This window comes from Peribacillus sp. P4_D6, assembly GCF_056401795.1.
On sequence record NZ_JBFUIQ010000023.1, the window covers coordinates 19422 to 36096 of the forward strand.

Annotated in this window: 12 protein-coding genes; 10 read left to right on the forward strand and 2 right to left on the reverse strand. The window is 35.6% G+C overall.

Annotation, left to right across the window (positions count from 1 at the left end):
- Window positions 1-3: 3 nt before the first annotated feature.
- Window positions 4-855, reverse strand: a complete 852-nt coding sequence (locus AC1DVB_RS10195; RefSeq protein WP_230135349.1) for a GRP family sugar transporter — start codon at window positions 853-855, stop codon at window positions 4-6.
- 212 nt (window positions 856-1067) lie between these two features.
- Between AC1DVB_RS10195 and AC1DVB_RS10200 the strand changes: the two genes are divergently transcribed.
- Window positions 1068-1628 (forward strand): thioredoxin family protein, encoded by a 561-nt coding sequence (locus tag AC1DVB_RS10200; protein ID WP_230135350.1) that lies wholly within the window; start codon window positions 1068-1070, stop codon window positions 1626-1628.
- A 185-nt stretch (window positions 1629-1813) separates the two neighbouring features.
- Here AC1DVB_RS10200 and AC1DVB_RS10205 read toward each other — a convergent pair whose 3' ends face one another.
- Entirely contained in the window at window positions 1814-2359 is a 546-nt protein-coding gene (locus AC1DVB_RS10205; protein WP_034305549.1) for a helix-turn-helix domain-containing protein, read from the reverse strand.
- 403 nt (window positions 2360-2762) lie between these two features.
- Between AC1DVB_RS10205 and AC1DVB_RS10210 the strand changes: the two genes are divergently transcribed.
- The 9 genes from AC1DVB_RS10210 to AC1DVB_RS10250 all read left to right on the forward strand — a co-directional run bounded on the left by AC1DVB_RS10210 (window position 2763) and on the right by AC1DVB_RS10250 (window position 16667).
- A complete protein-coding gene (locus tag AC1DVB_RS10210; RefSeq protein ID WP_034305547.1) occupies window positions 2763-3002 on the forward strand; it encodes a PLD nuclease N-terminal domain-containing protein in 240 nt (79 codons plus the stop codon).
- Complete coding sequence (locus AC1DVB_RS10215) at window positions 2999-3904, forward strand: ABC transporter ATP-binding protein (RefSeq protein WP_034305544.1); 906 nt, start codon at window positions 2999-3001, stop codon at window positions 3902-3904. The genes AC1DVB_RS10210 and AC1DVB_RS10215 overlap by 4 nt, the downstream gene beginning before the upstream one ends.
- Window positions 3901-4689, forward strand: coding sequence for an ABC transporter permease (locus AC1DVB_RS10220; RefSeq protein WP_095678640.1), 789 nt, complete (start codon window positions 3901-3903; stop codon window positions 4687-4689). The genes AC1DVB_RS10215 and AC1DVB_RS10220 overlap by 4 nt, the downstream gene beginning before the upstream one ends.
- 49 nt (window positions 4690-4738) lie before the next feature.
- Entirely contained in the window at window positions 4739-5455 is a 717-nt protein-coding gene (locus AC1DVB_RS10225) for an ABC transporter ATP-binding protein (protein ID WP_170946889.1), read from the forward strand.
- A complete protein-coding gene (locus AC1DVB_RS10230) occupies window positions 5430-7022 on the forward strand; it encodes a hypothetical protein (RefSeq protein ID WP_095678638.1) in 1593 nt (530 codons plus the stop codon). The genes AC1DVB_RS10225 and AC1DVB_RS10230 overlap by 26 nt, the downstream gene beginning before the upstream one ends.
- Window positions 7023-7110: 88 nt before the next feature.
- Entirely contained in the window at window positions 7111-7398 is a 288-nt protein-coding gene (locus AC1DVB_RS10235) for a transposase (protein ID WP_063577392.1), read from the forward strand.
- Between the two features lie 360 nt (window positions 7399-7758).
- The gene (locus tag AC1DVB_RS10240; RefSeq protein WP_095678637.1) at window positions 7759-8469 is read left to right on the forward strand and encodes a 4'-phosphopantetheinyl transferase family protein; all 711 of its coding nucleotides are present in this window, start codon (window positions 7759-7761) and stop codon (window positions 8467-8469) included.
- Entirely contained in the window at window positions 8460-9119 is a 660-nt protein-coding gene (locus AC1DVB_RS10245) for a hypothetical protein (RefSeq protein ID WP_095678636.1), read from the forward strand. The genes AC1DVB_RS10240 and AC1DVB_RS10245 overlap by 10 nt, the downstream gene beginning before the upstream one ends.
- 12 nt (window positions 9120-9131) lie before the next feature.
- Window positions 9132-16667: an amino acid adenylation domain-containing protein gene (locus tag AC1DVB_RS10250; protein WP_477589152.1), complete on the forward strand. Its 7536-nt coding sequence runs from the start codon at window positions 9132-9134 to the stop codon at window positions 16665-16667.
- Window positions 16668-16675 lie beyond the last annotated feature (8 nt).

The window sequence follows — 16675 nt, forward strand, 5'->3', positions numbered from 1 at the left end:
TGACTATTCTTTTGTAAAGCCAATCATGATTCCGCCAGCAATTACGAGTACACACCCGATGATGACAAAGGCCATTTGCTTTTGGGATTTTTTCTCTCCTAAAAGAAAGATGCCGCCTAAAGTGGAAATGACGATTCCCATTTGGGAAAATGAGAATGCGATGGCCACGCCCACTTTGGGATTAGCGAGCAGGAGACCGATATTGCCGACAGCCCACATCATTCCGGTAAGGATATTCCGTCCGGCATACTTATTAAACGGTTTATGTTTGATGGAAAGGAGCAAGGCAGCCAGGAACATGCCAATTGCTTGCGGCAGGATCGCCGACCATCCGTCAACCTCATTCCATCTGACGACGATGACATATGTAACATAACCCACCGTAGAAATGGCAAGGTAAAAAACCCCTTTTTTCATGCTTCCTTCTTTTTTGTTATCACCATCGCCATAGCTTGTCAGCAAGACACCTGTAATCAAACAGATGATTGCAACAATGCCGATGATGATTGTAATCCTGTCATTCCATTCCCTGAAAATGATGACCGCAAAAAATGTATTTCCTAGAATTTGCAGTCCAGTTGAGATTGGAACGGTTTTCGATACCCCGATTTCCTTGACGCTGTTGAATTGAAATAACTGCCCGAATGCCCAGCCTATCCCGGAAATGATGCCGACAATCCACACTAGACTGCTCCATTCCGGAGGATTGATGAAAGACATCATGATGGCGAACAGTAATGAGCCGATTGTAATGCCAAGTGTTTGATTATAAGAGTTGCCTCCGAGTTTTTCGGAAACAAGTACTAAGCTGCCCCATGTCAATGCAGGGAGTAGCGCAAAGAGAAAACCTTCCACAAATTTCATCTCCTAAACTAGAAAACAATGTTCTAATGACTATAAAATAGGTAGTTAGTAAGCTATTAAATGTATGTATAGTTTTCCCTTTACACGGGAAAGGAAACATGGTTTTAATTTACCAATTTGGAATTTTATTTTTCAGGGTGGAAACAATGAAAAAATAAGGGGTTTATGGTACTTTTAACTTAAAAACAGTTAGGAGAAATACGATGACGACACTGAATGAATGGTTTGAAAAGGGGATTCCTGCTCAAGAATTTGTATCTTCGATGAAAGTTCATAAAGAAAACTTACAATCGATCCAGCAAGGTTTTTCCACTTCTGCAGAGGACCAAGATTTTTTTGATGCATTAAAGAAGAAGGAACTTCGAGTTATTGTCATTACTGAAGACTGGTGCGGAGACGCGATGATGAATATTCCTATACTGCTGAATATAGCTGAAGCGGCAAATATTGAAACTCGCATGATTTTACGAGATCAAAATCTTGAACTGATGGATCAATATTTAACGAATGGAACAGCGCGTTCGATTCCCATTTTTATATTCATTGATAAGGATGGTGAAGAAAAAGCTGTTTGGGGACCTCGTGCACCAAAGGTACAAGAGTTCGTAATGGAGTTAAGGTCTGACCTGCCTGCCAAGGATGATGAACGTTTCGAGGCAGAGCAAAAAGCAGTTATTAAAAAGATAACTGCGGCTTTTGCTGAAGAAAAACACTTGTGGGACGAAGTATACAGCAGTATCAAGGAAACATTGGGGAGTTGCTGATTGCGGGTGCCTCACTTTTAGTCATGTCCCATAACGGGTGGTAAGCCATTATGGAATTTATAGGGCTGTTTCAAAACATGGACTGCAATCTGACTGGTTGGTGAATATATAGATATGTTTCCTAACGTTTTTTTCTATAATATTCGTTTTTGAGTCCAAGGTTTTGGAACAGCCTTTTCATTTTTTTAGGATTCTGGAATAATTGTAACGCCGATTGTTCGAATAGGAGAGTCTTGTTTGGCACTTTGATTCGTTGCTTTGTAGTATTTTAACATTAAATCGTTCAATTCATTTTGGAAGTTAAGGAAGCTTTCATCATCAAGCTTTAGTTCTAAAAGGGAAAAGGTTGAACCATCTTCTGCGCAGTCTCTTTCTTCCAATTTAGTAAGATAGTTTTGATATTGGGTCATAAGGGATAATTGATAATAAGAAAAATAGTTCACCTTTTTTTCATTAGAGGATTTTTTCCATTCTTCCCCGCTAAGTCGTGCTTCTTCTTCATTTAAAACGTAGTATTTTTCGGAAACGGATCTCACTTTTTTCTCTTTCACTATGCGAATGACCCCTGAATCCAAAAGGACCTGTATATGTCTATATAATGTTGCTTGGGGTACATCTTTAATGATTTTTAACATTTCTAATGGTGTTAAACCATTTTCCCTATTTCTCATTAAAGCTTGGGTAATCTTTATTCTTACTGGGTGCATTAAAATTTCAGCTTTATTAATCATCTTATTCTCCTCACATTGGAAATTATAACTGGATAATTTTTAGTGAACTTTCCTGTTGGTCATGAATAATACGTTTAATTCTTCATATATTGTAATGTTTGAATCATTGTCATTTACATGAAAATGACACGGTTCGAAAAATAATAGTACCGAAATATTTTTTCTAAGTAAATAATAAGTATTTTTTAATTATTTTAATTTTTAAAAAATGTCTACATTTAATGAAAATTAATAAATATCGCTATATTTTTATTATTATTCATTATGATAATATTATCATTATAAATAACAATAAAAACTAAAACAATATTTTGTTAAGAAAAAAATAGGTGCAAAATTCCAAATTAGATGTTATCATTATCGATAATGATAATAATATTTCGTTACCAAAGGAGTGGTATATATGGAATTGCATTATGGATGGAACGAATTGAAAGATATTGATTTCATGTCTATTCTGCCGATCATTTTACCGGTAATTGCAATTGGAATGATTTTAGTGCTTATAGCATTAATTGATTTATACAGAAATCGAAAGACGAGGAAAAATGTTTTATTGTGGACACTCATCATTATTTTTGCAAATACTATCGGTCCAATTCTGTACTTCGTTATCGGTAGAAAGGACAGTGAAAGAATATGAAATTAGAAATTAAAAATGTTACAAAAAAATTCAAAGAAAAAACAGCGGTCAATAATTTTTCAATGGAATTGCAATCAGGGGAATGTGTTGGATTGATTGGGCCAAATGGGGCTGGTAAATCGACACTGATAAAAGTGATTGCAGATATTATAGATCCAAGTACGGGAGAAGTATTGCTTGATGGTAAGAAAATTTCAAAAATGAAAAAGGAAATAGGCTACTTACCACAATACCCTAACTTCTTTCAATGGATGACAGCCAAAGAAACCCTTACTTTCATGGGGCAGCTTTCGGGTATCAAGAGGGAAGAATTATTAAACGGCATCCCAGAGATATTGTCGAAAGTGGGGTTGAGCGGGGAAGAGAATTCAAAGGTGCGGACTTTTTCGGGCGGAATGAAACAAAGGCTTGGCATTGCACAGGCGCTGTTACATAAACCGGCATTGATTGTCATGGATGAACCGGTTTCGGCATTAGATCCCATCGGCCGGAGAGAAGTGTTGAATATCATAAAAGAGATAAAGAAAGATACGACAATTTTATTATCGACGCATATATTAAGCGATGCAGAAGAAATATGTGAGAGGTTTGTCATTATAAAAAGCGGTAAAAAAATTGAGGACACAACGATGTCAGAATTATTGAACAGGAATAGCGGAAATAAAATCAATGTCGACATAACCTCTAAAAGTCAAAAATGGATTGAAAACGTTAAAAGCTTGAATTTCGTCAAAGGTGTAGAGGTAATGGGGAACAAATTGAAGATAGAAGTGGAAGATATTGAGTCAAACAAGAATATGTTACTGGCGAATGCTTTGGAGCATAATGTTGATCTTGTCAGGTTCGAAATAGATAACGATACATTGGAAGAGATATTCTTAAAATTGGTGGTGGAAAAATGAATAACTTTGCCGTTTTAGCTAAAAAGGAATTTATTCAGATGGTACGTGAATTTAAAGTGATTTGGCTGCCGCTCGTATTTATATTTTTAGGAATAACTCAACCAGTTGTAAGCTATTATTTACCTTCAATATTAGAGGCACTGGGCGGGGGCCAAGGGATCACCATTGATCCAAGCATGGCTGCCCAAAAAGGCGGCGAAGTTCTTGCCAGTACTTTAGGGTCTCAATTTGATCAGTTAGGGGTCATGATCATCATCGTTTCCATGATGGGAGTCGTTCAATCCGATAAAGCAAATGGGATGCTTGCTTTCATACTTACAAGGCCTGTGACGGTTGGATCTTATATAAGCGGGAAAATCATTTCCAATTACCTGTTTGTTGCCTGCAGTGTGGCATTGGGATATTTGGTTTCATATCTGTATGTAGTTTTTTTGTTTACGAGTGTTGATTTTGGGGATTTAATAGTGGCTTTACTGTTCTATCTGCTGTGGATCCTATTCATCGTTTCATTCACGACGATGATCAGTACCATTTTTAATAGCCAGGGTATCATTGCATTAATTTCGATAGTATTTCTCCTCGGCTGCAGAATCATAGTTGGATTAACTCCGGTAATAGACAATGTGAATCCGGCAAGCATGAGTAAGCATGCCATGGAAGTACTGATTTTAGGCACAGTCAATTCACAAGCGGTTTGGGGTGCATTAGCTGCACTTGCATGGACGGCAGTAACGATATTGATAACGAACATATGGATTTCTAAAAAGAAATTCAATAATGAATAAGTTGAGGATGGAAATGTGTTAATCATGAAGTGATGGGAGGATGATAACTTTGTTAAGCATCACAGATTTGGAGAAAAGCTACTCGGCCAAGAAGATTTTGAATGGTGTAAATCTAGAAATCAAAAAAGGGGAAACCTTAGGTTTTATAGGAGCAAATGGTGCAGGGAAAACCACGACGCTGAACATCATTACAGGCATTTTAGATTCAGAAAATGGAAAGGTTGAAATAAATGGCCTGACCAAAGAAGACGGCATAGAATATAAAAAACAATTTTTCTTCATTCCTGATACTATCAATGTGTTTAACAATGTTTCGGGATTTGATTGGATTCGTTTCTTGATGAACCTATATGGAAATGATGACAAAGAACGGTTGGGGAAATATATCAATCGGTTTGGGATGCAGGAGTCCATTAAAAAGCCAATGGGAAGTTATTCTTATGGAATGATGCATAAGATATCCCTGATAGCGGCTTTTACCATTAATCCCCCGATCATCATTATGGATGAACCATTGAACGGATTAGATCCAAACGCTGTTTTAGTTTTTAAGGGGTTAATCAAACAATATGTTGAAATGGGCGGTACAGTGTTTTTCTCGACGCATCTGCTGGATGTGGCAGAGAAAATTTGTAATACAGTGGCTATTTTAAAAGAGGGAAAAATCATCCTGCATGATGAGATACAAAATATAATAGGTGAAAGTTCATTAGAATCTACCTTTATGGAGGCTCAGGTATATGAAGGAAAAACTTCAGTTAACTAGATTTTTCGTTTCTTCCTTCTATAAAATGCCCAAGCAGACAATGTTGCAGGCTGTCCTGATAATAGCCGTTTTTTATATGTTTTTGCAGCTGACTGTCGTTAACGCCTTTGTTTATTTTCTTGGAGATACCCAGGTCTTCCTGTTTTATAATTTAACGATTTCCAGCATTCTGGTCTTTGCGTTGGTTTGCTATTTGTCCACATCACAAATATTTTCTTATGATGAATTTAAAGTATTGGCACCTCTGCCACTCACCTATAAGGAAATATCAAGGGCCAAAGTGTTAAGTAGCTTATGGGTCCCGATCATCTTATCAATGATGATCCAAGTGCCAACATTAGGCTTCTTGATAGTCGATCTAAAGTTTATCGAAGCGATTAAATTAATCACGTTTTTACCAATTGTCAATGGTTTAACGGCCTTGTTCCTGCTTTTTATCCTATCGTGCATGAATAGGCATTATTATAGATTCAAAAGTAAAGTAGCATACTTAATGGTTAACATTGCTATCATCCTAACGCTTATGATTATTTCCATTGTATATTTTGCAGGAAAATCATCAGTTGCCATTTCAAAGGTCATCTCGGAAATAGATTTGAATTCTTTTGAAGGGCTAAAAAACTCGTTGGAATTGTTAATGAGACATATATTTGAAACTGCAAATATGATTCCAGTGATCAAATGGATATTGGATGCTTTTGTATCAAATGAAATAACCGTTCAATTTTTCATTATTTATATTTCGATAATGGTAATAGGTTTCCTTTTGTATTCAATGATTATAGAGAACATTTCTGTTCATTACTTTAAAAATGGGATATTGGGAAACAACAAAACGAATATGAAAAACTCAAAGGTTAATATATCAAAAAATCAATGGAGTAACTATTTACAAAGAGAGATATGGATCATTAAGTCTGAAGCATATTTTAAGATGCAAATCGCTTTAGGTCTTCTTTTGCCTCCGATCTTTTCACTTGTCATGTTATTGCTGATTCAGAATGAAGTATTCCCGAATAATTTGAATATAACGAAAGAGGGAGTCTTCGATAAATACTTTTCCTATTCGGTCCTTTTCTTATGTTGTATAAATAATATAAGCGGAACCCCATATTCAAGAGAAGGTAAATACCATTATTTACTGAAAAGCGTCCCGTTTGATGAAAAATATGTTTATTTTTCTAAAGTGATATTTTCATCAATCATCAGTATTATAGCCGTGGTGATCAGCTTTTTGATATTTGCCCTATTTGGCTATTGGGAAATGGAAAATGCAGTCATGTTATTAATCACTTCTTGTTTAGTGGTTTGCTATAATCTTCTAACACCATTATATGATATGAAAAATCCTAGTATTGAATGGGAGAACCCATCTGCTGCAATTAAATCCAACCCCAATGTATTAATAAGCCTGCTTTATGGATTGCCATTATTGATCTTGGTAACAGCGATTCATTTTGGCTTGGTTTGGTTCAGTGTCCAACCCCTGATTGGAGCGTTAATGATTTTAATGATCGCAATAGCGATCAATTCCATTTTGATTAATAGATTGAAATTAAATTTATGAAAGTCTTTATATTAGAAAAACATTTTCGTTTGATAAAGGAAGTACAGAAAATCGGCACTAAATAAATTTAAAAAAGGAGTGTCTTATTATGGGGAAGCACCATGATAAAGATTTTAAAATTTATGCTGCTCGATTAGTATTGGAAGAAGGCAGAAAGCCTAGAGAATTGGCCGAAGAACTTAATATATCCATACCTACATTAAGAAATTGGATCAATATCTATAAAGAAACAAATGAAGTTGGCTCGGCGGAATCCAGTAATGGCTTTTCAGGGCTCAGTATGAAAGAGGAAAAGGATAAAATAATTAAAGATCTACAAGAAGAGAATGAGATATTAAAAAAGGCCATGCACATTTTCATTAAACAACCAAAATGATTGAACAGTATTAAAGCCATATTTTATTTTTCACAAATTATAGTGAAAAATAAAATATGGCTTTTTTAATTAGAAAATTTCAAGTTGATTTTTTCATTCTAAATTTCACACGATAAGTCCTATGAAAATACTACTAAAGTAGAAAAATAATAAAAAATGGTAAAGTTATTATGTAATGTAGATAATTTACAAATTTTTAATGGACTCGGCAAAATTGTTGTGATAAAGTGTTATCGATAATGATAATAGGTAATATTTGACCCAGAAAATGAAATAATTGTTTAAAAAAAGAAATTTTAGAGGAAAAAAATGGAGAAAAAATGCGGGATTTCTAGAAAAAAGAGGGGAGGAAAATTATAAATGATTGAATACTTTATGAATAAGAAAAAAATTTATAAATCTTATATCAAGTATTATGAAGCGAATTCAGTCAATTTGGACTATATTGATGATATTTTTAACGAAAAAGAATGGAATTATTTAAATTTGCAAAATGGTCCCAAAAGATCCATCGAAGCAAAGAAAAGTTTGTACTTTGGAAAAAAAGCAATTATGGAGTTTTTTGGTATTGGTTTGGATGAAATAAAGAATGTATCCCTGTTGAAAGGAGTCTTTGGACAGCCGGTCATTGTTACAAGCTTGTTCTTTTTAATGAACATAGGTATATCCATCACACATACGGATAAAACATTCGGAATATTGCTTTTTGATCAACTGCATCCAATGGGAATCGATATTGAGACTAAAACGAAATCCGATTCTGAATTTTTAGAAACCTACTTAACGGAATCCGAGAAAAAAATGATTAAGGAAAGCGATGGTGTTTTAAGTAAAGAAGTTTTCTTTAGTGCAAAAGAAAGTCTATCAAAGATACTAAAAACAGGATTGACCTCTCCACTTGAAATCTATGAAATTTCCAAGGTTGACATGGATCATGATAACATCTCACTTTTCTATAAAAATTTTACCCAATATAAATCAACGGTTGTACTCGTGAATGATGAAATAAGAAGTGTTACCTTTCCGATAAATTCTACGAAAATAATTGAGGGGGAATACCAATGGAATTAAAAATGGCAGCAAATGCTGAATTAAAAAACAAAAACAAATTAGTACAATATCTTTTTAAAAAAGAGGATAGAGTTCACAAGTTAATCATTTCGTTATTGATACTCAGTTTAATAGCAGGTATCGAAACGACGCTTTTGTTATATTCTGCAGATCAAAAAGGGATGAACGTCTTAAATGGCATGTCCATTTCAGAGATCGGAGCCCTTAGTTTTGCCATTAACACAATTGTAATGGGAGCTCTTGGATTATTGGTTACATTCATCATTCAAATATTAATTGTGTGCCTATTATTTTTAGTTTTAAAAGAAAGACCGGTAAATATAAAAGGGGTTTGCCAAGCTGTCATAAATGCAGGGGTATGCATCGTGATTGGATCCGGTGTTAATGCGATCATCGCATTATTGGTTAAGAGCAAGGAAACGACATTCACTAGTTTATCCTTACTGGTGCATGATAAAAGCTCCATCCTTCACACATTCATGGCTGAGTTTGAGTTGTTTTACATTGTCAGTTTAATTCTATTCAGCTATAGTCTGGAAAAATTGGCGCTCATTAAGAGAAGAAATGCATGGATCATAACGATTGTAATCGCTTTGGTTTCTTTGGTTTTTCATATGTTGACAGTTGCATCAGGCACATATTTAAAATAATGGGGGAAAATGATGAATATGAATTCTTTAGCGAATTTATTTGAAGAAAGTGTCAGGCAATATGGAGATAATATTGCAGTAAGAAATAAGGATATGCAATTTACATATAAAGAAACGAATATTTTGGCAAATAAAATGGCAATGTACATAAAAGACAAAGGGATAAATAAAGGAGACAATGTCGGAATCTATATTGAAAAATCCGAGCAGGTTTTATTTTTAATCATAGCCCTGCTAAAATCGGGTGTTACTTATGTACCTATCGACCCTAAAAGTCCTGATGAAAGAGTAAAGCATATAATAAAGAATTCAGAATTGAAGTTATTAATTGGGGATAAAAGCCGGATTAGCGACATTGGTTGTAATTATGTATCCATTGATGAAGTGATAGATAAATCAAAAGGTATGACAGGTGAGAATGTACATACTTTAATTGAACCAGAAGATCCAGCCTATATCATTTTTACATCGGGCTCAACAGGAAAGCCTAAAGGAGTTTGTGTTTCACATGAAAACGTCATGAACTTGTTTTATGGCTGCGACGATTTGTTCGAGTTTACTAATAAAGATAAATGGACATTTTTCCATTCCTACGCATTTGATTTCTCCGTATGGGAGATGTGGGGGGCTTGGATATATGGCGGAGAAGTTGTTGTGGTTTCATTTGAAGAAAGCAGAAATCCAATATCCTTTGTTGAATTATTGATAAATACACAAACAACCGTTTTTAATTGTACGCCAAGCGCTTTCTTCGAAGTGAGTGGTGAGCTCATAAATCGTCAAAATGAATTAAGTTTAAAATACATTATTTTTGGAGGGGAAGCATTAAACTTCAAGAAATTGGCGCAGTGGTTTTCACCCGAAAATGGCAGGCTGCCAAAGCTAATAAATATGTATGGAATAACTGAAACCACCGTTCATGTAACCTACAAAGAAATCGCTAAGGGTGATGTTGAAAAAGGAATGACCAATATCGGAAAAGTCCTGCCTCATCTTGGGTTCAAAGTGATGAATCAAAATGGAGAAGAAGTAACTGGAGATGAAGAGGGCGAGTTATACGTTTCAGGAAAAGGTGTATCGCTTGGCTACTATAAAAACCCGATGATGAATGAGATGAAATTTATGGATATCGATAATGTCCGCTACTATAAGTCAGGGGATATAGTGAAACTGTTGGATGATGGTGATCTGCAATATATCTCCAGAAATGATGAGCAAGTGCAGCTAAGAGGTTTCAGGATTGAATTAGGGGAAATTGAGAGCGCGTATAATGAATTGCAAAACATCAAGAACGCAGTTGTTACGATGGATAAAGCGTTTAATGATGATATGCATTTATTTTTATACTATGTTGCTGATGAAGAATTAGCTGCTGATTATTTGAGGGAAAGTGTAAAAAGCTCATTGCCAGCGTATATGATACCAAGCTTTTTTATCAAGGTGGACTACATCCCCCTAACTGTAAATGGAAAACTGGATAAATCTTCATTACCAAAATTCATAATAAAAGACCGTGAAACTACACCGAATTTCAAGAATCCAGCAGATGAAACAATAAGTGAAAAAGTAAGGGAATTAGTGGTTAGCATCATAGGCAATGGGGTTATAAAAAATAATCAGTCGCTACTTGAAAGTGGAATAAACTCATTATCGATAATGAGATTGATTGTCAATATTAAAAATCAATTTCATATTGAAATTGCTCCTTCCGTTTTATTGGAAAACGATACGATTATGAAATTATCCGAAGTCATAGAAGCTCGTCAAAAAGAAGAGGTAAAGCAAGATTATACACCTATCCATATCAATGCCAGAAATACATATCCTTTAACATATGAGCAAGAAAATTTGTGGTTCATTCATCAAACCAATGTAGACAAATCATTATATAACATCGTTTTTTCGTATGAAATAGCAGGTGAAGTGAATGAAGGAAACCTGGAATTATCGTTAGATAAGCTAAGCAATAAACATCAAATCTTAAAAAGTGTCATTAGGGAAGAAGCTGGAATGGGCATCTTGGTTTTCGATGAGTCGATTCATCATGATATTAATTATTTCGATGTTTCGGATCTTCCTTTAGACATGCAGGAAGAAAAAATGAATCACTTTGTGAAGGAAGAAACGGAACGGCAATTTGATTTAGTAAATGGTCCCCTCCTATCAATGACGTTAGTGAAGAGGAATGAAAGTGAATATCAATTATTATGTAACATCCACCATATTATTTTTGATGGTTGGTCGATTCCATTATTGATCAATGATTGGTTTGCCATTTATGAGGAAATCGAGAATGGCGACCGAAATGATAGAGATAACCAATCAATCCAATATGGAGATTATGCTTTATGGCAAAAAAACTCACCAAATTATGTAACAGATAAAGATAATGAGTTCTGGAGTAATGAAATAACGGCATTACGGCAAAAGTCTTTTTTACAATATGATCATCAAAAAACCGGAGAAGGTAAAAGCACGTCCGATATTATCAGCTTTTTGTTACCTAAAGAAATTCAAGACAACCTGGAAAGTCTTCATAAAAAAACGAAATCGACTTTGTTCATGAGTTTACTTACCGCCTATCAAACCTTTTTATCAGTTTACTTTGATGAAGAGGAAGTTGTCGTCGGCAGCCCTTTGGCGAAGAGAAACCATGTGGATACTGAACAATTGATAGGATATTTCGTCAACACCTTGCCCTTTAAATTACATGTATCCCAGCAAGATTCATTTGAAGGGATTTTGCGAAAAAACATAAAAAATATTGCAGGTGTTTTTGACCATCAAAATTTACCTACTAAGGAGATTTTGAAATATTTATCGGCAGAAAGAACCATGGAAAATACGCCATTGTTCGAAACAGTATTCGTCCTGCAAAATAACCAAAAAGAAAAGCTGGCATATAGGAATTTCAAGTTAAAACCGAAAAAAATCAATACCTTTAAAGCTAAATTTGATTTGGTTGTTCAGGCAGAAGAAATGGATGATGATGAATTACTCATTTCGTTTGAATATAACAAAGCATTATTCAATAAAAAGACGATACAAAGAATGGCAAGTAATTTTCAGCATTGGCTGTTAGAGATTACAACCAAGGAAAGCAAGCGGATAAAGGACATTACCTACTTAGAGCCTGCACAGTTGCGATCATTAATCGAAATGGGGACAGGCAATGTAACTCAAGAAGTGGAAGATCATCGTTTTGAAGATGTAATAACCAGGTTTGAGAATAAAGTGAGTACAAATTTCAATGATGTTGCCATTGTTCATGGTGATGATCAAGTGACGTATACCGAGTTAAATGCCCGGGCAAATCAGGTGGCACAACGCTTATTCCTAAATCATGTAGGTGCAGAGGATAGAATTGGAATTTTTATGGATCGATCGATCAATATGGTTACGGCCATTTTAGCCATTATGAAAGTTGGGGCGGCATATGTGCCTTTGGACCCTTCACAGCCAGTGCCACGGTTGAAACATATGATTGAGGATTCTCAAATCACATATTGTTTAAGTAATGAAGAAGGACTTACAAAGTATCCCGGTGATGAAGGAAAACTTTTATGTATCGAAGACATACTAAAAGAACCAGAAATTGAATGCACAGTATTCGGTTCAACAAAGATATCGGAAAGTGATCTGGCCTATATCATCTACACTTCAGGAACAACGGGAAAACCTAAAGGGGTCATGATTGAACATGGAGGGTTGGCCAATCTTTGTAATTGGCATATCAATTATTATTCAGTAGATGGAAAGGATGCAGCAGTACTGGTTTCGAATACATCTTTTGATGCTTCCGTTTGGGAGATATTCCCTTATCTGACCAATGGAAATAAACTCCTGATACTGGATTACTATGATTTATTGGATGTAGAGATCCTTTCGGAGAAGATGGAAAAGGAGAAGGTCACACTCGCGTTTTTTTCAACGGGGCTGCTCGAGCAATTATTTATTAACGATATGAAATTTCCAGAATCAATCAGAGCTATTTTGACAGGGGGAGATCGTTTAAAAACGATACCCGATCGTTTGAGCTTTGATTTATATAATAATTATGGTCCAACGGAGGGCACTGTCGTTGCAACAGCATATAAGGTACTTCCAAGTGATGATACAGTGATTCCGATCGGAAAGCCAATCTTAAATGCAGAAGCATACGTGTTCAATTCCAGGATGAAGCCTGTTCCTAAAGGTCAAATAGGCGAGCTGTATATCGGCGGGAAAGGCATTGCAAGGGGATATATAAATAATCCGGGGAAAAACGATGAAAGCTTCATTCAAAATCCGTTCAATCCCTCAAGGAAACTATATAAAACTGGAGATTTGGTTAAGTATGCCGAGGATGGAAATCTACTTTTTGCAGGCAGGGCTGATGACCAAGTGAAAATACGCGGATATCGTATCGAACTTGGGGAGGTCAGTGCAGTTCTAAATAAATGCCCTGGTATAAAGGATTGCTTTATAGCGATAAAAGATGAATCTAAATCGAAGAAATTCATCATGGCCTATTATATCTCCGACAATGACCTTGAAGAAATTTATATCCGGGATTATATGAAGAATCATCTTCCCCATTATATGATTCCTTCTTATTTCATTAAAATGGAGTCCTTTCCGCTAACCGTTAACGGCAAAGTGGATGCGAAGAGCTTGCCGGATACAAAAACGAACCCGGAAGGAACTAACAGTAAAAGTGTCATGAATGGAACGGAACAAAAATTGTTAAATATATGGAAAGAGGTACTGAATAATCAGGAAATAACCATCTTTGATAACTTTTTCGAATGTGGAGGAGATTCCATCCTAAGCATTCAAATTTGTTCACTTGCCAAGAAAGAAAATCTTCTCATCACATCAAAAAACATCTTTGAAAAACAAAGTATCGAAGAGCTGGCAAAGGTTGTGGAATTGACGGGCGATGTAACGATAAATCAGTCTGATGTTTTTGGAAAGGCACCATTTACACCTATTCAAAGTTGGTTTTTTACTCAACAAATAAATAATTTTAATCATTGGAATCAATCTGTAACGTTAAAGGGCTACCCGCAATTGAATGAGAAACGGCTGCAAAGAATCATGGCCCATATCGTCAGACATCATGATGGGCTCAGATCACGGTTCAATAGAGAAGAATCATTTTCGCAGGTGGAAAAGCATATCGGCCCGTCTGAAAATTGGACTTTGAATTACGTGAATCTATCAAACCTGAATAAGGACCAGCAGGGACGGGAAATAGCTAGACTCGGGATTGGTGCACAACAGGGCATCAACATTTCAAACGGACCACTAATGAAAATAGTATGCATCAATACTGGGCAAAACGAGCATGTAATCAATTGGATCATTCATCATTTACTTGTTGATGGGGTTTCCTGGAGAATCTTGATCGAAGATTTTGACCGGCTATATATTCAGGATATAAACAATCAGGAACTAAAACTGGATAATAAAACGACATCATATAAGGAATGGGCGAATAACCTCAATGAATATAAAAATCGCATTCCTTTAGGCATTAAAGAGTACTGGCTGAATGAACATGAAACGGTATATGAAAACGCCCTGGTCAAAACAGGAAATGTTTACGATGGAAAATCATTTGAAATGAAGCTGAATAAAGAGATTACAAGCAAAATCTATAATGATATGACAAAAGCGTATAAAGCATCTATCGATGAAATATACTTATCCATTTTCGCAACGCTAATCGGGAAATATTTCAATAAAAAAGATATTCATTTTACTTTGGAGGGACATGGCCGCGAAGAGTTATTTGCAGGTGTCGATCTGTCCAGGACAGTAGGCTGGTTTACGACCATGTGCCCGGTTTATATAGAAAATAAAGAATCGATTTCGAACACGATTCAAGGTACAAAGAAAAAGTTGAGGACCCTGCCTAATAAAGGGATTGAGTATGGGATCATAACCGAATTATGCAACGAGACATATATGAAACAAAATAGGCCGATCATCAGTTTCAATAATTTAGGTAGATTTCACCAAAACAATGAATGGGCTGCAAAAGAGGTCACCTTTTTTAGTGAACAAGATATTCAACATAATTCCTATACCGAACATGAAGTCGATATCGAATTGCTTGTAGTGAATGAGGAGCAAACCATAAAAATAAACTATAACAGACATTTCGTAAGAGAAGATTTTGAGCAATATATGCAACTCAATATGCAGGAATTGTTACGGACATTGGAAGAAGAAACAAGGGGAAAACAGATGTACCGTCCGGAAGACTTTCCATTGGTGGATATGTCCGAAGAGGAACTTAACCAACTCTTGCACCACGAAACTGGCATTATTGATATTTATGAATTGACGGCTTTGCAAAAAGGGATGTTGTACCATAGCTTGTTTGATAGTGAAAGCAGCCAGTATAAAGTGCAGCTCATTTTTGATATTAAAGGTTTTCTGGACGTCGAAAAATTAACCAATGCCATTGTGACAACTGCAGGGAAACATGACATTTTAAAAACCAAATTGTATTCAAGCAGAAAAGGGGTATTCTACCAACTGTTAATGAGTTCCGTGGATACCGAGATTGAATATGAAGAAATGATCGATCATCAAGAGAAGTTGGAAAAGTTGTTAGCAGATCAATATAAGATCATAGATATCGAGAATAATAAGCTGAATCGCTTCATGATCGTTAAGCTTACGGAAAATCAATACCAATTAATATGGACATTCCATCATATTATTATGGATGGCTGGAGTTACTCGATGGTGATTAATGACATTTTTGCTGCTTATCATTCAATAACACCAACATCATCCGTGAGTCCTTCATTTAAAAAGTATGTTGAATATATGAAAGATTATACAAGTAATAAGGAACTGCGGGACTATTGGGCAGGAAAGTTGGAAGGTGCCCGGAATTCCGGATCCAGTTTAATGGGAGGGCAAGAAGGCGAGGGGTACATTGAGAATAGCTATTTGAAAGTATTGGATGAGGAATTAAGTGATTCCATTCAACGATTCTGTCAGGAATACAAGATTACCATGAATACTTTCTTTCTAACCGTTTGGCTAGCCACTTTGAAAGAAGTAAAAGGTACGGAAAATGTATGCTGCGGCGTAGTGACATCCGGCAGGAATATTCCTATCCAAAATATTGAGGCAATGGTTGGTCCATTTATCAACACTGTGCCGTTCATCAAGCGTATCAGCCACGAAAAGACCTACATGGAAATACTGGATGAGGTTCAAAATGAATTTTTGGAATTAAGTGCCTATGAGAATACACCTTTATCAGAGATTTATGGGTGGGCTAATTTGGAAAACCAACTATTTGAATCATTATATGCTTTTGAAAACTATCCGATGAAACTAGCTAATAATGATGAAATCAATGTGAGTTTGAAAGAAGGACGGGAAACGACCCATTATCCAATCGTCATCATCATCACCCCTGGTTCAAGTGTTCAAATTAAATTTAATGAGGCAGCGGTCAATCCAAAGTTAAGGTCATCCGTACTTTCTATATTTAATCAAATCTTAAGTGAAATGCTGGAAAAATCGAAAGTGAAATGAGGGGAAAT